The sequence below is a fragment of the Streptomyces sp. NPDC001903 genome, from assembly GCF_042891345.1.
Lineage (GTDB): Bacteria > Actinomycetota > Actinomycetes > Streptomycetales > Streptomycetaceae > Streptomyces.
In genome coordinates this window covers 142,604-159,934 of the sequence record NZ_JBIASZ010000005.1, presented here as the reverse complement: position 1 = coordinate 159,934, position 17,331 = coordinate 142,604, and the positions used below count along the sequence as shown (strand labels likewise).

Sequence of the window (17,331 nt, the reverse complement as noted above, 5' to 3'; positions counted from 1 at the left end):
CCGGGCTCCGCCCGGACCCGTCAGAGGCTGCGCACGAAGGCGGCGAAGGCCGCGGGGGCGACGGTGAAGGCGGGGCCTTCAGGGTCCTTGGAGTCCCGGACCGCGACGAGGCAGGGCTGCGCCGCTACCTCGATGCACTCACCGCCGGTGGGGCCGCTATACGAAGCCTTGCGCCAGGCGGCGGCGCCGAGGGGAGCGCACTCGACGCAGTCACCGCCGGTCCCGCCGCTGTAGCTGGACTTACGCCACAGCACGCCCGTCAGGTTCTGAATGGTCCCCATAACGTTCCTCTCGTACGCGGGCGATCAACGCGGCCGAGGCCTCCACGGAGAGCGCCGCTGCCTGCAGATGATCGTAGCGATGCGCACAGTCGCTGGCCGTTTCCGGATTTGCCGTCACGTGGGCCGACCCGTAGCTCTCGGCATAGACGACGTCCGGGTCTCCCGCAAACCGGAGAACGTTGAACGCCCCAACCGTGGCGGGGTGTTGTCCGACGCTGAACGGGAGGATCTGGATCCGCACCTCGCGCCGGTCTTGGAACTCCAGCAGGCGGCTCAGCTGCTCACGCATTATCTCGCGGCTGCCGAAGGGACGGTGCAGCACTGCCTCGTCCAGGACTACCCAGACGAGGGGCGGGCGCTCTCTGTCCAGGATGCGCTGACGCTCCAGCCTCGCGGCCACCGCCTCATCGAGCTTCTCCCCCCACCCTGCCTTGAGGACCGCCCGCGCGTACGCCTCCGTCTGAAGCAGTCCGTAGACCAGCTGCGGCTGGAACGACGAGATGTGCGTTGCCCTGGCTTCCATCTCCGCGTAGGCCTGGAACCAGCTCGGCAACTGGCTCCGCAGGACCAGCCCCACCAGACGTGAGAACACCCCGCCGGTCCCCAGCGCCGCATCCACCCGCTCCGAGAAGTCCCGGGTCGGTACCCGCTTACCGTTCTCGATCATGCCGATCAGGGAACCCGTGCAGAAGATGACTCCGCCCAGCTGCGCCTGCTTGAGGCCGGCTTCCTCTCTCAGCCGGCGGAGCTCGTAGCTGTAGTAGTCCAGCGGTGAGGCGCTGGGATCGATGTCGCGGGCCCGGACCATGAGATGGCACCCCCAAGCGGAAAACAAGCGTGTGGCCGAGCGTAGCGAGACCGCCACGCACCGGTGTCCGGAATCCGGCAACCATGTGACACACCTCCGCCCCGCACCGGGGGAACCGGGTACGGGGCGGGGTGTCGCTCGGCGCGGGGTGGGGGGAGATCAGCAGGCGCCGAGGTCCTTCCAGACACCCCACTCGCCCGTGGTGCCCGGGGTCTCGTTCTGCGTCCACCACTGGGCCTTGTACTTGCGGCCGTTGTAGGAGACTTCCTGGCCACCGGTGTAGACGGTGCCCGCGACGTACGCCGGGGTCGAGCCGCAGCCCGTGGTCGGCGGGGTGGTCGGCGGCGTCGTGGGCGGGGTGGTCGGCGGGGTCGTCGGGGGCGTGGTGGGCGGGGTCGTCGGGGGCTGCGTGGTGCCGCCGAGGGCGTCCGAGATCTGGTTCAGCAGCGTGGTGTTGTTGTCCAGGCCGAGCAGGGAGTACATCATCGCTCCGGCCAGGCCGCGCTGCTTGCCGTAGTCGACCCGGGCCTGGATGGACTTCTGGTTCAGGCCGGTGAAGAACTCGCCGTCCTTGTAGAAGTACGAGGCCTTGGCCTGGTCGTCCCAGAAGGTGGCCGACGGGTTGTCGACGATCCCGCCGAGCTCCTTGTAGTTGGCGATGCCGGCCTGCTGGCTGGTGGGCCGGGCGCCGGAGGCGCCGGTCGCGGGCTGGGCGAGGCCGCCCGCCGTGCCGGCGGGGACGCCCTTCCAGCCGCGGTAGTAGAACTCGTAGCCCAGCGTCAGCTTGTTGGCGGGGAAGCCGCCGGCGATGCCGTAGGCCGGCTTGCCGTCGATCCAGGAGTCGATGGCGTTGTCGATGCTGTACTTCTCGGTGCCCGGGGCGATCGGGTCGGTCGGGTCGTTGGTGCCGGAGTACAGCGGGGACTGGTGGTACGTCGGGCCGTCGCCGTCCCAGGCGCCGTGCATGTCGTACGTCATGATGTTCGCGTAGTCGAGGTACGCGCCGATCTTGTCCGTCTCGATGTACTTGATCTTGTCCTGGCCGGCCGGGAGCGCCGAGGTCAGCAGGTACTTCTTGCCGCCGTTGGCCGCGCCGTAGGCGTCGAGCTGCTCGCGGAACTCCTTGAGCAGGAGCGTGAAGTTCTGCTTGTCCTCGGGGGCGTAGTGGTTGCCCAGGTGGCCGCCGGAGGAGCCGGGGTACTCCCAGTCGATGTCGATGCCGTCGAAGATGCCGGCCGCGCTGCCCGCGCCGCCGTAGCCGCCCTCGACCGGCAGGTTGCCCTTGATGTACTGGTCGATGCAGGAGGAGACCAGCTTCTTGCGGGAGGCGTCGGTCTTCGCCGCGTCGCTGAAGTACTTCGAGTACGTCCAGCCGCCGATCGAAATGTTGATCTTCAGGTTCGGGTACTTGGCCTTCAACTGCTTGAACTGGTTGAAGACGCCCACGATCGGCTGGTCCCACTTGTCGGCGACGCCGCTGACGCTGTCGGCCGCGCTGAAGGACTTCTGGTAGTCGGCGTACGAGTCGCCCGCGCCGTCACCGGCGTTGGGGTTGTTGTCGTCGCCCGCCGCCTTGTTCGCCTCGAAACAGGTGAGGTTCGTGGGGTGGATGTTGCCGAACGAGTAGTTGATGACGTCCAGCTTGCCCGCTATGCCGCGGGTGTCGAGGTGCTTGGGGTAGAAGGCGTTCCCGTAGACGCTCCACTGGTCGTAGTACGCGATCTTGACGTTGCCGCCTGCGCCCGCGGTGGTGGCCGCGTCGGCGGCCTGCGCGGTGCCGAGCCCCGCGAAGCCAGCCAGCGCTCCGGCTGCCAGCGCGGCCGTGGCGGCGGCCGCGATGAGGGGTTTACGGATGTGCATGAACTGCCTCCGGGGGGTGGGAGGGGGAAGCGAGAGGTTCGGGTGGGAGAAGTGATAGCGATCACCCGAGGTCCGCGTCAATGGTTTGGACCAAAGAAGGACTAGACCACTCGCCGCACAAACGCCCTCGTCAGAGCCCTGCGGGCAAAGGAAAAACCGCTCGCCACCCCAGGTGACGAGCGGTTTAAGGGTGCCTTAGGACACCCTCCCGCAAGGTTTCGGCAACAAACCAGCCGAACTCCGTTCGCACGCGATCAATCAGCTGACGAGGCCTCCACCGGCATCCCGTACGCGTCCGCGACGAGTTCGTAGGAGCGCAACCGGGCCGCGCCGCCGTGGGCGTTGGCGGTGAGCATCAGCTCGTCCGCGCCCGTGCGCTTGGCCAGGTCGTCGAGCCCGGTGCGGACCTCGTCGGGGGTGCCGTGGACCACGTTGGCGAGCCAGCCGTCCACGAACTCCCGCTCCAGCGGGGAGAAGCCGTACGCCGCCGCCTCCTCGGGCGTCGGGATCAGACCGGGTCGGCCGCTGCGCAGCCGCAGCATGGACAGCGCGCCCGTGAGCACCTGGGCCCGGGCCTGCTCGTCGGTGTCGGCGGCGAGCGCCGAGACCCCGATCACGGCGTACGGGGCGTCCAGTACGGCCGAGGGGCGGAAGGTCTGCCGGTAGAGGTCCAGCGCGGGCAGGGTGCCGGCCGCCGAGAAGTGGTGGGCGTACGCGAAGGGCAGGCCGAGCTCGGCGGCGAGGCGGGCGCTGAACCCGGAGGAGCCGAGCAGCCACAGCGGCGGCCGCCCGGCGGGGCCCTGCACGGGACCCGGCACCGCGTGGACGCGGGCGTACGGGTGCCCGTCGGGGAAGTCGTCGTCGAGGAAGCGGGTGAGCTCCACCAGCTGCCGGGGGAACTCCTCGGCGGCCTCGTCGAGGCGGCCGGGCCCGCGCAGGGCGGCGGCCGTGCGGCCGTCGGTGCCGGGGGCGCGGCCGAGCCCGAGGTCGATCCGGCCCGGGGCGAGCGCCTCCAGGGTGCCGAACTGCTCGGCGATGGCGAGCGGCGCGTGGTTGGGCAGCATCACCCCGCCCGAGCCGAGCCGGATGCGGGAGGTGTGGGCGGCGAGGTGGGCCAGGATCACCGCCGGGGAGGAGCTGGCCACGCCGGGCATGGAGTGGTGCTCGGCGACCCAGTGGCGGTGGTAGCCGCGGGACTCGGCGAGGCGGGCGATGGCGACGCTCGTACGCAGGGAGTCGTGGGCGGTGCTGCCGCTGCCGACCGTGACGAGGTCGAGCACCGAGAGCGGGACCGGCGCGTGGCCGCGTATGGTGCCCCGGATCGGATCCGCACGGCCTCCGCGATCTTCGCGGCCGCCCCCGTCCACAGCCCGACCCGCGTCCCCGGTGTCACTCATAGTCGCTCCCGCCTCGCTCCGCCGTCCGTACGAAGAACTCGAACCATCGGCGGCGCGCGGGCATTCCCGACACTCTCGGGCAGTGGGCGTGACCTTGGCATATGCCAGCGGTGCAGACGGTGGCGGGGGGACGTGATTGAGCCATCAATCTCCCCAACAGGCGCTCCACATGGGCCTCTTGATGGCTATCGTGGTAAGGCAAGCGGTAACAACCTGCTAGGGGGAAACCGTGGCGCTGAAGCCCGAGCCGACCGCGCCGTTCCACTCGGTGCAGTACGCCCTGCGCGTACTCGAAACGATCGCCCGCCACACCGGCGGTGTGACCGACGTACAGATCGCGCGTGAGACCGGCCTGCCCGCGGTCCATCTCGCCCCCATGCTCCTCATGCTGCGCCGTGAGGGGTACGTCCTCCAGGTGTCGGACGGCGCCTACGCCATAGGCGACTCCCTGGTGCTGCTCGGCTCCGGCATAGACCGGCAGCAGGCCCTCCAGAACAAGCTGCAGGAGACCCTGGACCGGCTCCGGGACTCGGTGGGCGCGGCGGTCTACATCAGCCGGTACGTGGACGGCGAGGTGAAGATCACGCAGTTCGCGGACAGCCCCCGCACCCCGAAGGTGCACGAGTGGGTCGACTTCCGCTCCGCGGCGCACGCCAGTGCGGTCGGCAAGTGCCTGCTGACCCAGCTCGACCAGAACGGGCGGCGCGACCACCTCTCGCGGCACAAGATCGCCCGGCTCACGTCGAAGACGATCGTGAACGAGCGGATCCTCTTCTCCAAGCTGGACGCCCAGCCGGCCACGGTGCCGGTGCTGGACCTGCAGGAGTACGCGGTGGGCACCGTCTGCGCCGCGGTGCCGATCACCGCCGGGGCCTCGGTGGGCTGCCTGGCCCTGTCGATGCCGGTCGAGCACGCGCACCGGCTGCGGGCCGCCGCGGACGCGCTGAACCGGAAGGCCGCGCCCCTGCTGCTGTCGCTCACGCTCTGACCGTCCTCCGGACCTGCCGTCGGCGGCCGCGGGCTGCGCGAAAGAGCCCGGGAAAACACTTCGGGCGGTTCCCGGTGAAACCGGAAACCGCCCGAAGTACAGGTGCGCCGCCAGGGACTCGAACCCCGGACCCGCTGATTAAGAGTCAGCTGCTCTAACCAACTGAGCTAGCGGCGCCTGACAGAGAAAATACTACCTGGTCCTCAGGGGTGCTCAAAACCAATACCCGCGTACGCCGGGATCACCGGTCAGCGCTCCAGGAGCTCCGCGCGCCCCTGCGCCTCGTACGCCGCCAGCAGGCCGGCGAGGTCCGCCGGGCCCAGGGGCCGGTAGCCGGATCCGCCCGGCGGGGACCACCACACCGGGTCCGGGCAGCGGAAGCCGGAGCGGCGCAGAGCCGCCCGGTGGATCTTGTTGGTGGCCGTCGTCGGCATCGACTCCACGATCCGGACGTAGCGCGGGGACATCTTCGTGCCCAGGTCGGGCTGGGCGGCCAGGAACGCCGAGAAGGCCTCCGGCGAGAACCGCTCCCCCTCCTCCAGGGCGAGCGCCGCCATCACCTGGTCGCCCGCCACCTCGTCCGGCACCGCGTACACGGCGACCGCCGCCGCCGGGGACCAGCGCGCCAGGATGTTCTCGATCACCGCCGCGGCGAGGTTCTCGCTGTCGACCCGCAGCCGGTCGTCCGTACGGCCCGCGAAGTAGAGGAAGCCGTCCGCGTCGCGGAAGAACAGGTCACCCGTCCAATACCAGCCGTCGCGGGTCCGGGCCGCCTGCGCCTCGGGGTTGCGCCAGTAGCCCTCGAACAGGCTCCGGCCGCGGTTGACCAGCTCGCCGATGGCCGCGGAGCCGTTCAGGAGGCGGCCCCGCGCGTCCAGCACGGCCGGCGGGCACTGCGCACCCGTCTCCGGATCGATCACCGCCAGGTCGTCCCCGGCCCCGGCCCGGCCCAGCGCGCCCGGCGGGGTGTCCGGGGTGCGCTGCACGGAGGCGCCGCCCTCGGTGGCCCCGTACCCCTCCACCAGCCGGACCCCGAACCGCTCGGTGAAGCGGGCCGCGTCCACCGCGCCGGCCTCGGTGCCGAAGCCGAGGCGCAGGGAGTGCTCGCGGTCGTCGGGGCGGGGCTCGGTGGCGAGCAGGTACTGGACGGCCCGGCCGACGTAGGTGAAGTACGTCGCCCCGTACGCCCGGACGTCGGCCAGGAAGGCGGAGGCGGAGAAGCGGGGGCGCAGGGCCACGGCCGCGCCCCCGGCGAGGGCGGGCAGCCAGTCGGCGATGACCGCGTTGCCGTGGAAGAGCGGCATGCAGACGTAGTGGACGTCGTCGGGGGTGATCGAGAACTGCCGGACCAGCGAGTCCGCGGCGGCGGCCAGCCGGCCCTGGCTGCAGACGGCGGCCTTGGGGGCGCCGGTGGAGCCCGAGGTGAAGTAGAGGAGGAAGCGGGAGCCGGGGGCGGGGGCGGCCAGCACCGCCTCGCCCGGCTTCGCGGTGGCGTACGGGGCGAGCAGGGCGGCGTACTCCTCGGAGTCGGTCACGAGGATCCGTACGCCCGGCAGGTCGAGCCCGCGCAGCAGCGGCAGGTGGGCGCGCTCGGTGACCAGGATCCGGCAGTCGGTGTGCAGGATGTCGCGCGCCAGCTCGGGGCCGCGCCGGGTGGGGTTGATCCCGGCGACGGCGGCCCCGGCGAGGGCCGCCGCGCCGAGCCAGAACGGGAACTCGGGAGTGTTGTCGAGCAGCACCCCGATGTGCGGTTCGGCGCCCTGGTCCGCCGGCAGGAGGTCGACGAGCAGCGCGGCGCGCGCGGCGGCCTCCTGGGCGGTCCGGTGGCGGCTGAGGACGGCGGTGTGCGTGCTGCCGCCGTACATCAGCCCCGGCCGGTGGTCGCCCCATTGGCCCGCTATGAGCTCCGCGACGGTTTCGGGTGTCGTCCGCATGCCGCCGGAGAGTAGCTGACGTTCCGTCAGAATTGAATCGGGCCGGAGGTCAGAACTGGACGTCGGAGCAGGCGTAGAAGGCCATGGGGGTGTCGTTGACCGTCCAGACCGCCAGGATCATGTGCCGGCCGGTCTTGCCGCTCGGCATGGCGCCCTGGTGGACGGTGGTCATGGCGGGCCGGGCGCCGTTGTAGGCGACGGTGAGGAAGGGCTGGGGTTCGAGGTCGGCGCGGGTGAGGGCCCTGGTGCCGGTCCAGCCGTTCTTGGTGACGTAGTACTTGAAGTCGGTGGTGGAGTGGTTGGCGGTGAACTGCCACCGGAAGCCGTAGCTCTGCCCGCTGGTCACCTTGGTGGTGGGCCAGCTGCCGCCGCGCGGGTCGTCGAGCTGCGCGAACTCGCTGTGCCCGCCGGAACATATCTGGCCGTCGGCCGGACCGGCGGCCGGGAAGCCCTTGTAGCCCTCCACGCTCTGCGGCTCCCACTGGATCGGGCCGCAGTCGGGGACGGTCTTGTTGGCGCAGAGCTTCTGGCGACTGATGGGGGTGTCCGTGTAGCCGTGGCTGCTTGCGGTGGGGGCGGTGAGCAGGGCCAGGCCGGCGATGACGCCGAGTCCGAGCGTGGCGGCGCCGGCTCGTCTGGGCAGGTGAACGGGCATGCGGATGGGACGCATGATGCTCCTTGAACGTGGGGGGAGTCCGATGAGAGCGTGCGCACGCGTGGGGATTAGGTCTAGACCAAGTACCAGGCTATTGACGGGAGTTGGCCATGTCCAGACCAATGAGAGAACGGGTGGTCCGGCAGATACCGGCCACCCGTTCTCCGTCGACTGCGACCGCTACTCGGGACGCCCCGTGTAGAAGGCGACCGTGAGGTCCTTCACCAGGGCCTTGCGCTCGTAGTCGTCGAGCTCGACGAGCCCGCGCGAGGTCAGCCGGTGGACGGTGTCGTCGACCGCGTCCACGACCGAGGTCAGCACCGTGTCCCGGTGCTTGGCGTCGATCGCCGCGACCCGGCGCCGCCGCATGGCCTCGGCGACCTCGGGGGCGTACTCGATCCGGGTCGGCTGGGCCGAGTACACCTCGATCCCGACCGCCTCGGTCTCGGTCGCCAGCATCCGCGTCAGCGCGTCGCCGACGGCCTCGGAGTCGCGCAGCGTCGGCGCGTCCTCGTGGAAGGCGTCGGCGGGCAGCTGGGACAGGACCCTGGCCATGGCCGATTCGACCTGCTCGGCGAGGTATTCGGTGTGGTCCTCGACGGCGAGGGTGGCCCGGGCCGTGTCCTTGACCTGCCAGACGACCTGGACGACGACCCTCAGGGCGAGGCCGCCGGAGTCCACGGCGGGCATGGGCTCGCTGCGCCAGTGGCGCAGCCGGACGTCGACGCGGCGGCGGAGCAGGAGGGGGCTGACCCAGGTGAGGCCGGTACGGCGGACCGTGCCGCGGTAGCGGCCGAAGAGGGTGAGCACCCAGGCGTGGCCGGCCTTGGCACGGCCGAGTCCGCCGAGCGCGAGCAGCGCGACGATGCCGAGGAAGGCGAGCGGGGGCCAGTGGGTGGCGCGGAGCCCCTGGTAGGCGCGGGGCGTCGCGCCGAAGGCCGCCACGAAGGGGGCCGGGACGGCCCCGGCCCGCCAGAGCACCGCCAGGCAGCCGGTGAGCGCGAGCGCGCCGACGCCCACGCCGACCCAGCCGGGCAGCACGGGTCCCCGGTGCTCCCGCAGCCGCTCGTCCCCGCGCGGCACCCGCCGCCCGGGCTCGGGCCGCGCGGCGCGGGGCCGCGCGGCGGGAGCGGGAGCGGGAGCCTGCGCGGGGGTCGCCGCCGGCGCCCCGGCCGGGCGGGACTCCGCGGGGAACGGCAGGTGCAGGGGCACCTCGGTGACGGCGGCCCCGCGCACCGCCGCGGGCTGCGGCAGCTCCCCGGCGTCCCCCTCGGCCATCCCCCGGGCCACGGCCCGCGCGACGATGTCCCCGACGGCGGGCCCGGGCACCGCGCCGGAGCAGGACTCGGGCTCGTGCTTGTGCTCGGGCTCGGGCTCGTGCTCGGGCTCGTGCTCGGGCTCGGGCTCGGGCTCGTGCTCGGGCTCGGGCTCGGATGCGATGCCGTCGTGCGGCTGAGGTACGTACGGGACCGGCTCCGCGGGCCCGGAGGCGTGCGCGGCACGCGACCCGGCGCCGCGCTGCGGGGCGGCGGGCGGCCACGGCTCGCCGTACCGCCGCACGGGGTCGTCAGCCTCGGCGCCGGCAACGGGCCAGACCTGGCCGAGCCGGGGCCGGGGCCCGGCTTCCGAGTCGGCCGCGGGCTCCGCCCCGGCTCCGGCGTGCGCCTCGGGGACGCACGGCGGCTCCGTCCCGGGACCGGCCGCCGGGGGTGCGGGTTCGGCCCGCAGGCGGAGGGTGGGCACCCCCGAGGGGGAGTGCGCCGTCGGGGCCGGTACGCAGACCTGCGGGTCGGGCTCCAGACCGTACTCGGCACGTTCGCCCGCCCCGGCCAGCGCGTGCACCGGCTCGGGCTCGACCCGGATCCGGGCCGCCGGGACCTCGCTCCAGGCGCTCTCCACCGCCGGCCGCCCGTGCGGGAGGGCAACCGTCGCGACCGGAACCCCGGCGGCCGCCTGCGGGACCGGTTGCCCGGCGGCCACGACCGGAGCCACGTCCTCCGGGCTGCCCCCGGCCTCGCGGGAAGCCGGAGCCACCGCGCCGGGCACCCGGTCCGCCGGAACCTCGGACGGAGCCGCGGCCGGAACCTCGGACCCGGGGCCGTTCTGGGCCGCGTACGGCGCCGGGATCGCGGCCGCGGGCACGCTCTCGGCGGGAGCCGGGGCCACGGCCGCCGGCACGGGCACGGCCGCCGGCACGGCCGCCGGCACGGCCGCGGACACCGTCTCGGCGGGAGCCTCGGCGGGAGCCGGGACCACAGCCGCGGGCAAGGCCCCGGCCGGGGAGCCGGCCTGCTCGGGCGGGGAGTCGCTCCGCTCGGCCGGGGCCGCGGGCGGGGCAGGCCGGGGGTGGAGGGCAGGGGCGTACAGGTCGCCCGTGGCTCGCGGCGCCGGGGCTTGCGGGGGCGCGGGCGGGACCCGGAAGGTGCCCGTCGTCGAGGTGGTGCGCGTGGGATACATCGTTGCCTCCGTCATGCGAACAGCCGGCGCCAGGTTTCCGGGCCCGGGTAGCCGTCGGCCGCGGCTCCGCGCCACCCCTGGGCGCGTTGGAAGGCCTCGACACTGCGGCGGTCGGCCTCGCTCCAGCGGGGCCCCGGGCCGGACGTGTAGTTCTTGCCGAAGCCCTTCTTCACCAGCTGGCGGCCAAGGGCGGTGATGAACGGGTTCGAGGATCCGGGGCGGAACACCGACAGCCCCGGATATCCCGGCACCGCGGCAGGACGGCCGGGAACCCCGACCGGGCCGTGGGCCCCGCCCGGGCCCGGCGTCCCGGCATGCCCCGGCGCCGGTGCCGTACCCGGCGCGGGGACGGTGCCCGGTCTGGGGGGAGAGCCCGGGGCGCCCTCCACCGTCGGGCGGATGTCGTTGCCCTTGTGTTCGACCAGGAGCTGCCAGGTGTGCGCGCCCGGGACGCCGTCGGCGTCCGTGCCCGTCCAGCCCTGCGCGCTCTGGAAGGCCTGCGTGGCCAGCCGGTCGGCGTCGCTCCACGCCGTGCTCGCGCCCTTCGGGTAGAAGCGCCGCCCGCCCCGCTCGATCAGCATCCGGCCCAGCTGGGCGACGTGCTCGTTGTTCGCGCCCGGCCCGAACTGCGTGGCGCCGGGGAAGACCGTCGGGACGGCCGGCTTCGGGTCGGTCGACGCCGGGTCCTCGGCGAGGCCGGGCGTCACCCCGTTGAACCGGTACGGGATGTACTTCGTCGCGTTGTTCCAGTAGCCGTACGGCGTGGCCGCCTTCCGCGTGGTCGGGCGGGTCTGCTCGTACGCGGTGTAGTGCGTGCGCGTCTCGTCCACCCACCCGCCGAAGAGCACCACGTGCGAACCGTTGGTCGGGTCCGCGGGGTTGTGGAAGAGCAGCATGTCCCCCGGCAGCAGCTCCTCCTTCGTGATCTTGGTGGCGAATTTGTCGAGGCTGCCGGTCCACTCGTTCGTACCAAGGTTCCAGGCCATCGAGACGTAGCCGGAGCAGTCCTGCCGGTAGCCGTCGGACCAGTACGTGGACATGCTGTACGGGACCTTCGCGTCCAGCCACGTCTTCGCCCGCGTGATGATCGACGTCCGGTCGATCCGCTTGACGGCCGAGGGCGCACCGGGCGCACCCGCCGGCTTCGCCGGGGCCGGGCGGCCGTGCAGCGGGGACCGGCCGCCCTGCGGGGAGCCGCCGGGGGTGTCGAGGGAGACCGGCCCCGGGCCGGGGACCGGGTCGGCCGCCGCCAGGGCCGCCGAGCCGCCGCCGCCGAGCACCACGCCCGCCGCGGTGGCCAGCACCAGCGCCCGGCGGGCCCCGCGGGCGGCCGGGTGGCCGCCGTCCCGAAGCGGTATGGCCCGCGCGCGGGCGAGGGCGCGGCGGCGCTGCGCGCAGCCCGGGCAGACGCAGTCGCCCGCGGGCTCGTACTCCTCGAAGGCGGGCACCGGCATCGGCATCGCTGCCGGGTTCACCGGCGCAGGCACGTGCACATGCATCGGAGGCTGGATCGTCATGCGGTTCCGTCCACTCCCCTGCTCGTCGCTGGTCAGGCGGGCCCCGGACCTGTCGGGGCATCAGATTCGGCTCGGCCCAGACATATCGTGCACGATAAACCCCTCAAACATGGGTTAATCGGACAAGGTGGGCGCGGCTGGTCACGAGCACCGCTGGAGGTGGGGTAGAGTTTTCTCTGTCAGCAGGCGCCGCTAGCTCAGTTGGTTAGAGCAGCTGACTCTTAATCAGCGGGTCCGGGGTTCGAGTCCCTGGCGGCGCACAGACAAGAGGAAGCCCCTCGCAGCGAAAGCTGCGGGGGGCTTCTTCGTCGTGCGTCTCAGGCCGCCGTGCCGGGGCGGACCTCTCCCGTCAGATAGGCCGACACGACCACGTTCGCCGTGTACTCCTTGGCCGCCTTGTCGTAGGTGCCCCCGCAGGTCACGAGCCGCAGCTCCGCCCGGCCCTCGATCCGCGGGCCGTACGCCCGGTGCGCGTCGAAGCGCGCCCGCTCGTAGACCCGTACGTCCTCGATCGTGAACTCGGCGACCGATCCGTCCGTCCGGACCACCCGCACCGCGTCACCCGGCTTCGCCGAGCTCAAGCCGTAGAACACCGCCGGCTTCGACGCCGTGTCCACGTGCCCGACCAGCAGCGCGGCCCCGGCCTCGCCCGGTTTGGCCCCGCCGCCCCACCAGCCCACCGTGCCGGGGCGCTCGTACGGCGGCGGCTCGATCGCGCCCTGCGCGTCGAGGCCCCGGGAGATCACCGGCGCCCGGATGCCCATCGACGGTACGTCGACCCGCGCGGGCACGGACGCCGCCAGCGGGGTGTGCGCCGCGGGCAGCCCCGGGACCGGCAGCGCCGACCCGCCGGCCAGTGCGGACGACTGGCTCGGCGGGACGCCGGTGATCTCGCGGCCCCACAGCCACAGGCCGAGCACCAGCACGGACCACGCGGCGAAGGTCAGCAGCCGCCCGCCGCCGGAAGACCTCGGCTCCCCCGGGCCCGTCACCGCCCTGCCCTCACTCGCCGCTGCGGCGCCGGCGCAGGGTCAGCGCCCGGAACGCGACGGCGAGCGTGGCCGCGGCGGCCAGCACGGCGCCGATCACGGTGTGCGGGAGGCCGGGGCCCTCGCCGCCGTGGCTCTTCTTGGCCGCCGCGGCCTGGTCCTGCGCCGCCTGGGCCGCCCGCACCGCCCGGTCCGTCGCCGCCAGTTCGGCGGACATCCCGCCGCCGCCCGCGTGGACGGGCCAGACGGGCGTCTGGTGGGGGCTCGGCCGGTCGCGGTCCCGGTCCTTCTCGCGGTCGTCGCGGCGGCGGACCACCTCGACGGTGCCGCGGACCCGGTCCTCGCCCCCGTCGCACTTCACTTGGACGGGGTGCCAGCCGGGCTGGGCGTGCGAGCTGATCATCGCGTCACCCGAGAGCGACTTGTCCCCGTCGCGCCCGGAGGACAGGTGGACCTCCGACACGAACACCGCGGACTTGGCGGTCGCCCATTTGTCCTCACAGCCGTGGACGCGCAGCTTGACCTGCGCCCCCGGCTCGGCCTGGCGCGGATCGACCGAGACGCTGCCGCTTTTCTCCTCGCCGGCCGCCAGGGCGGCGGGCGAGGACACGGCGGTGAGCGCCGTCAGGGCGACGGCCACCCCGGTGACACGGAGAGCGATCAGAGCAGTGCGCATGGTGAACCTCCTCAACAAGGAGGTTCACGCGCGGCGCACCGCTCCGCATCCGGAGCGCCGCGCGCTTGACCCGTTCGGATCAGACGAGATCGACCAGGTCGGCGATCGAGTCGACGGTCCTGGTCGGCCGGTACGGGAACTTCTCGGTGTCCGCGGCGGAGGTCAGTCCGGTCAGCACGAGGAAGGTCTGCATCCCGGCCTCCAGCCCGGCCAGGACGTCGGTGTCCATCCGGTCGCCGATCATCGCGCTGCTCTCGGAGTGCGCGCCGATGGCGTTCAGCCCGGTCCGCATCATCAGCGGGTTGGGCTTGCCGGCGAAGTACGGCTGCTTGCCGGTCGCCTTGGTGATCAGCGCGGCGACGGCGCCGGTGGCGGGCAGCGGGCCCTCGGTGGAGGGGCCGGTCTCGTCCGGGTTGGTGCAGATGAAGCGGGCGCCGGCGTTGATCAGGCGGACCGCCTTCGTCATCGCCTCGAAGCTGTAGGTGCGGGTCTCGCCGAGGACCACGTAGTCGGGCTCGTGGTCGGTCAGGATGTAGCCGATGTCGTGCAGGGCCGTGGTCAGTCCGGCCTCGCCGATGACGTACGCGGTGCCGCCCGGGCGCTGGTCGTCGAGGAACTTGGCGGTGGCGAGCGCCGAGGTCCAGATGTTCTCGACGGGGACGTGCAGGCCCATGCGGGAGAGGCGGGCCTGGAGGTCGCGCGGGGTGTAGATGGAGTTGTTGGTCAGGACCAGGAAGGGCTTGCCGGAGTCGCGCAGCCGCTTGATGAAGGCATCGGCGCCGGGGATCGGGGTGCCTTCGTGGATCAGGACCCCGTCCATGTCGGTGAGCCAGGATTCGATCGGCTTGCGCTCTGCCACTGGACTGTTCTCCGCTCTCGGTGGCCGTACCTCTGACCTGTGACCGCCGGCCTTCGGCCTGTGGTCTCTACCACCCTATCGGGGCCGGGCAGTGGACGCCTTGGGCGTCCACTGCCCGGACCCCGCCCCGGTTCGCGGGGATCAGCCGAGCTTGACGTTGTCCACGGTCCAGTACCAGTTGTTGGTGCCGGCGTAGCGGAAGCGGACCTGCACGTCGGTGGCGCCGGCCGGGACCTGGAGGGTCAGGGACTCCGCCTTGGCGACCGCGTCGGCGGTGTAGCTCTTGACGAGCGCGGGGGCGCCGCCGTTGTAGGAGACCAGGACCTGGGCGGTCTGGCCGGCCTCGTGGTGGTAGTGGGTCTGGAAGGTCAGGTTCTTCGTGGTGCCGCCGGTCACGGCCCACTTGGGGGTGATCAGGGTGGAGTCGTAGGAGCCGGTGTGGGACTTGTCGTCCCACTCGTCGGAGTCGGCCACGGCGAACACGTCACGGGAGCGGACGTTCAGCTCGCGCCACTGGTCGCGCTGGGACTGGCTCCAGAACTCGTCGGTCGCGAAGGCCCAGCCGGCCCACTCGGTGACACCGCCGGTGCCCATCTTGGAGTTGTCGATCGACCAGCCGGCCGGCGGGGTATGCGTGAAGCCCTTCACGCCCGCCGGGATGCCCGTCTCGTCCACGCGGGTCTGGAGGTTCGGCCGCAGGGTGTCGAACGGGTCGTTGTCGTCGGGGGCGTTCAGCGGGATGCCGTCGATCGCCGGGCCGGGGTCGACGCCGACCTGCGCCATCGCGGTGGCCGCCACGTCGACGAGCTTGACGTCGCTGCGGACCGAACCGGGCGGGATGCCGGCGCCCTTGGCGATGACGAAGGTGCCGCGCTCCTGGATGGTGGAGCCGCCGTGGCCGCCCGCGTCGGTGTGCCCGTGGTCGGTGGTGACCAGGATGTTCCAGTTCTCCTGGGCGTACGTGGGCCGGTTCTGCACGGCGGTGAGCAGCTGGCCGACCATCACGTCGACGCGGCCGATCGCGTCGAGGTACTGCTGGCTGGCGGCGCCGTACGAGTGCCCGGCGCCGTCGACCTGGCCGAAGTACACGAACGCGGCGTCCGGGTTCTGGCCCTGCAGTTCGGCGGAGGCCGCGGCGGCGATCTTCGGGTCCTCGGTGCCGTAGCCGTCTCGGTCGCCCTTGAGGCTGAGGCGCTTGTCGACCTTGGCGGAGAAGATCGGGCCGCCCGCGTCGGTGGAGGTGATGGGCTCCCAGTCGGCGGCGGCGTAGGTGTTGAGCGACGGCTTGGCGTTCTCGATGCGGGTCAGGAAGTCGGGGTAGGCCGTGTAGTTCTTGCCGGTGAAGGTGTTGTCCTTCACGCCGTGCTTGTCGGGCCAGACGCCGGTGGCGATGGTGGACCAGCCGGGGCCCGAGGAGGTGGCGGCCATCGGGTTCGCGTAGAGGGTGCTCTTCGCGGTCAGGCCCTGGGCCATCAGGCCTTGCAGGTTGGGGGCGTTGGCGGCCTTGACGCGGTCCAGGACCGTGCCGTCGATGCCGATGACGAGGACCTTGTCGGTGACCGTCGCAGCGGCGGTGGCCGTCTCGGCGGTGGCGGTGTGGGCGCCGAGGGCGGTGGCGAGCAGGGCCGTGGCGGTGGCGGTCACGGCGAGGGCGCGTCCTGACAGGACAGTGGGCACGTACTCCTCCGGGAGTAATCGTGGGGAAGGCGCGGTGGGCTTGCGTGCGGACGTGCGCGGGTCCGGACCGAAGGTGCGGTCTTCGGTCCAGACCCGTTATGCAAGCGTCACTTTCCCGGTCGTGGATGACCGGGAGGCGACCAATCAGCTTCCGGTTGCCGACTTCCACGCGTCGACGTAGCTCGCCAGGTTCTTGTCGATGTCCGCCCAGTCCGGCTCGAAGATCTCGACGCCGGTCAGCAGCTTGGTGAGCTCGACGGCGTTGGCGTCGGTCGGCTTGACGTCGGTGCGCGCCGGGAAGCCGCCGCCGACCTCGCTGACCAGCTTCTGGGCCTCCTCGCCGAGCATGAAGTCGAGGAGCTTCTTGCCGTTCTCGGTGTGCGGGGCCTTGTCCACCAGGCCGGCCGCGTACGGCAGGGCGAAGGTGGTCGGCTTGCCGCCGTCCTTGGCCGGGAACCAGATGCCCAGGTTCGGCATGGACTTGGACTGCGCGAAGTTCATCTGGACGTCGCCGTTGGCGACGAGCAGCTCGCCCTTGTCGGTCTTCGGCGCGAGCTTGCTGGTGGAGGAGGACGGGCCGACGTTGTTGGCCTGGAGCTTCTTCAGGTACTCCAGCGCCGGCTCCTTGCCGCCGAAGTCGTGCATCGCCTTGACGAGGACGGCGGTGCCGTCGCCCGCGACGCCCGGGGTGGAGTACTGGAGCTTGCCCTTGTACTTGGCGTCCAGCAGCTCTTCCCAGGTCTTGGGCGCCTCGGGGAGCTCCTTCTTGCTGTGGATGAAGCCGAAGTAGTTGTTGACGACCGAGGTCCACTTGCCGTCGGCGGCCTTGTTGGCGCCGTTGACCTTGTCGGAACCCTGCGGCTTGTAGGACTGGAGCAGGCCCTTGCCGTCCGCCTGCTGGATGAACGGCGGGAGGGTGACGATCACGTCGGCCTGGGTGTTGGTCTTCTCGCGGACGGCGCGCTGCACCATCTCGCCCGAGCCGCCCTCGACGTACTTGACCTGGATGCCGGTCATCTTCGTGAACTCGGCGAAGACCTTGTCGTACCAGCCGTCGCCCTTCTCGCTCTTGAGGCCGTCGGCGCTGTAGACGGTGACGATCTTCTCGCCGCCGCCCTTGGAGTCGGCGGAGGTGGTCGAGCCGCCGCAGGCGGTGAGGGCGGCGGCGAGGGCCAGGCTGCCGGTGACGGCGGCGGTGAGGCGAAGGGACGCGCGGTTTCTGGACATGGAGGA

Annotated in this window: 14 protein-coding genes and 2 tRNA genes; 2 read left to right on the top strand and 14 right to left on the bottom strand. The window is 72.2% G+C overall.

From position 1 onward, the window contains the following. Positions 1-20 precede the first annotated feature (20 nt). The 4 genes from ACFYZS_RS13265 to ACFYZS_RS13250 form a co-directional block, all read right to left on the bottom strand. A complete protein-coding gene (locus ACFYZS_RS13265) occupies positions 21-281 on the bottom strand; it encodes a DUF397 domain-containing protein (RefSeq protein ID WP_389010629.1) in 261 nt (86 codons plus the stop codon). Then, positions 241-1,089: a helix-turn-helix transcriptional regulator gene (locus ACFYZS_RS13260; protein WP_389010626.1), complete on the bottom strand. Its 849-nt coding sequence runs from the start codon at positions 1,087-1,089 to the stop codon at positions 241-243. Before ACFYZS_RS13260 ends, ACFYZS_RS13265 begins: the two co-directional genes overlap by 41 nt. A 159-nt stretch (positions 1,090-1,248) precedes the next feature. Beyond that, positions 1,249-2,949 carry a glycosyl hydrolase family 18 protein gene (locus ACFYZS_RS13255; RefSeq protein ID WP_389010623.1) on the bottom strand — a complete coding sequence of 567 codons (1,701 nt, stop codon included), beginning with the start codon at positions 2,947-2,949 and terminating at the stop codon, positions 1,249-1,251. 254 nt (positions 2,950-3,203) lie between these two features. After that, the gene (locus ACFYZS_RS13250; RefSeq protein WP_389010620.1) at positions 3,204-4,346 is read right to left on the bottom strand and encodes an LLM class flavin-dependent oxidoreductase; all 1,143 of its coding nucleotides are present in this window, start codon (positions 4,344-4,346) and stop codon (positions 3,204-3,206) included. Between the two features lie 229 nt (positions 4,347-4,575). Between ACFYZS_RS13250 and ACFYZS_RS13245 the strand changes: the two genes are divergently transcribed. After that, entirely contained in the window at positions 4,576-5,334 is a 759-nt protein-coding gene (locus ACFYZS_RS13245) for an IclR family transcriptional regulator (RefSeq protein ID WP_389010618.1), read from the top strand. Positions 5,335-5,437: 103 nt separating this feature from the next. Here the strand turns inward: ACFYZS_RS13245 and ACFYZS_RS13240 are convergent. The 5 genes from ACFYZS_RS13240 to ACFYZS_RS13220 form a co-directional block, all read right to left on the bottom strand. Next, a tRNA-Lys gene (locus ACFYZS_RS13240) sits at positions 5,438-5,511 on the bottom strand. Between the two features lie 71 nt (positions 5,512-5,582). Further along, entirely contained in the window at positions 5,583-7,268 is a 1,686-nt protein-coding gene (locus ACFYZS_RS13235; protein ID WP_389010615.1) for an AMP-binding protein, read from the bottom strand. A 49-nt stretch (positions 7,269-7,317) separates the two neighbouring features. Beyond that, positions 7,318-7,923, bottom strand: a complete 606-nt coding sequence (locus ACFYZS_RS13230) for a lytic polysaccharide monooxygenase (protein ID WP_389011645.1) — start codon at positions 7,921-7,923, stop codon at positions 7,318-7,320. A 180-nt stretch (positions 7,924-8,103) separates the two neighbouring features. Then, complete coding sequence (locus ACFYZS_RS13225) at positions 8,104-10,380, bottom strand: SPFH domain-containing protein (protein ID WP_389010612.1); 2,277 nt, start codon at positions 10,378-10,380, stop codon at positions 8,104-8,106. 11 nt (positions 10,381-10,391) lie between these two features. After that, positions 10,392-11,834: a peptidoglycan-binding protein gene (locus tag ACFYZS_RS13220; protein ID WP_389011642.1), complete on the bottom strand. Its 1,443-nt coding sequence runs from the start codon at positions 11,832-11,834 to the stop codon at positions 10,392-10,394. A gap of 249 nt (positions 11,835-12,083) precedes the next feature. Here ACFYZS_RS13220 and ACFYZS_RS13215 point away from each other — a divergent pair. Further along, positions 12,084-12,157 (top strand) — tRNA-Lys (locus ACFYZS_RS13215). 57 nt (positions 12,158-12,214) lie between these two features. Here the strand turns inward: ACFYZS_RS13215 and ACFYZS_RS13210 are convergent. The 5 genes from ACFYZS_RS13210 to ACFYZS_RS13190 all read right to left on the bottom strand — a co-directional run bounded on the left by ACFYZS_RS13210 (position 12,215) and on the right by ACFYZS_RS13190 (position 17,325). Then, positions 12,215-12,889, bottom strand: a complete 675-nt coding sequence (locus tag ACFYZS_RS13210; protein ID WP_389010609.1) for a class F sortase — start codon at positions 12,887-12,889, stop codon at positions 12,215-12,217. A 10-nt stretch (positions 12,890-12,899) separates the two neighbouring features. Further along, on the bottom strand, positions 12,900-13,562 hold the full coding sequence (locus ACFYZS_RS13205) for a hypothetical protein (protein WP_389010606.1): 663 nt from the start codon (positions 13,560-13,562) through the stop codon (positions 12,900-12,902). A gap of 79 nt (positions 13,563-13,641) precedes the next feature. Further along, a complete protein-coding gene (locus ACFYZS_RS13200) occupies positions 13,642-14,421 on the bottom strand; it encodes an HAD-IIA family hydrolase (RefSeq protein WP_389010603.1) in 780 nt (259 codons plus the stop codon). A gap of 141 nt (positions 14,422-14,562) precedes the next feature. After that, positions 14,563-16,098: an alkaline phosphatase family protein gene (locus tag ACFYZS_RS13195; RefSeq protein ID WP_389010600.1), complete on the bottom strand. Its 1,536-nt coding sequence runs from the start codon at positions 16,096-16,098 to the stop codon at positions 14,563-14,565. A gap of 144 nt (positions 16,099-16,242) precedes the next feature. Continuing rightward, the gene (locus ACFYZS_RS13190; protein ID WP_389010598.1) at positions 16,243-17,325 is read right to left on the bottom strand and encodes a 2-aminoethylphosphonate ABC transporter substrate-binding protein; all 1,083 of its coding nucleotides are present in this window, start codon (positions 17,323-17,325) and stop codon (positions 16,243-16,245) included. Positions 17,326-17,331 lie beyond the last annotated feature (6 nt).

Excerpts from the sequence above, each read along its gene's own strand:
- ACFYZS_RS13225 (WP_389010612.1), bottom strand. The coding sequence starts at position 10,380 with ATGTATCCCACGCGCACCACCTCGACGACGGGCACCTTCCGGGTCCCG.
- ACFYZS_RS13220 (WP_389011642.1), bottom strand. The coding sequence starts at position 11,834 with ATGCCGGTGCCCGCCTTCGAGGAGTACGAGCCCGCGGGCGACTGCGTC.
- ACFYZS_RS13260 (WP_389010626.1), bottom strand. The coding sequence starts at position 1,089 with ATGGTCCGGGCCCGCGACATCGATCCCAGCGCCTCACCGCTGGACTAC.
- ACFYZS_RS13255 (WP_389010623.1), bottom strand. The coding sequence starts at position 2,949 with ATGCACATCCGTAAACCCCTCATCGCGGCCGCCGCCACGGCCGCGCTG.
- ACFYZS_RS13250 (WP_389010620.1), bottom strand. The coding sequence starts at position 4,346 with ATGAGTGACACCGGGGACGCGGGTCGGGCTGTGGACGGGGGCGGCCGC.
- ACFYZS_RS13230 (WP_389011645.1), bottom strand. The coding sequence starts at position 7,923 with ATGCCCGTTCACCTGCCCAGACGAGCCGGCGCCGCCACGCTCGGACTC.
- ACFYZS_RS13265 (WP_389010629.1), bottom strand. The coding sequence starts at position 281 with ATGGGGACCATTCAGAACCTGACGGGCGTGCTGTGGCGTAAGTCCAGC.
- ACFYZS_RS13190 (WP_389010598.1), bottom strand. The coding sequence starts at position 17,325 with ATGTCCAGAAACCGCGCGTCCCTTCGCCTCACCGCCGCCGTCACCGGC.
- ACFYZS_RS13205 (WP_389010606.1), bottom strand. The coding sequence starts at position 13,562 with ATGCGCACTGCTCTGATCGCTCTCCGTGTCACCGGGGTGGCCGTCGCC.
- ACFYZS_RS13235 (WP_389010615.1), bottom strand. The coding sequence starts at position 7,268 with ATGCGGACGACACCCGAAACCGTCGCGGAGCTCATAGCGGGCCAATGG.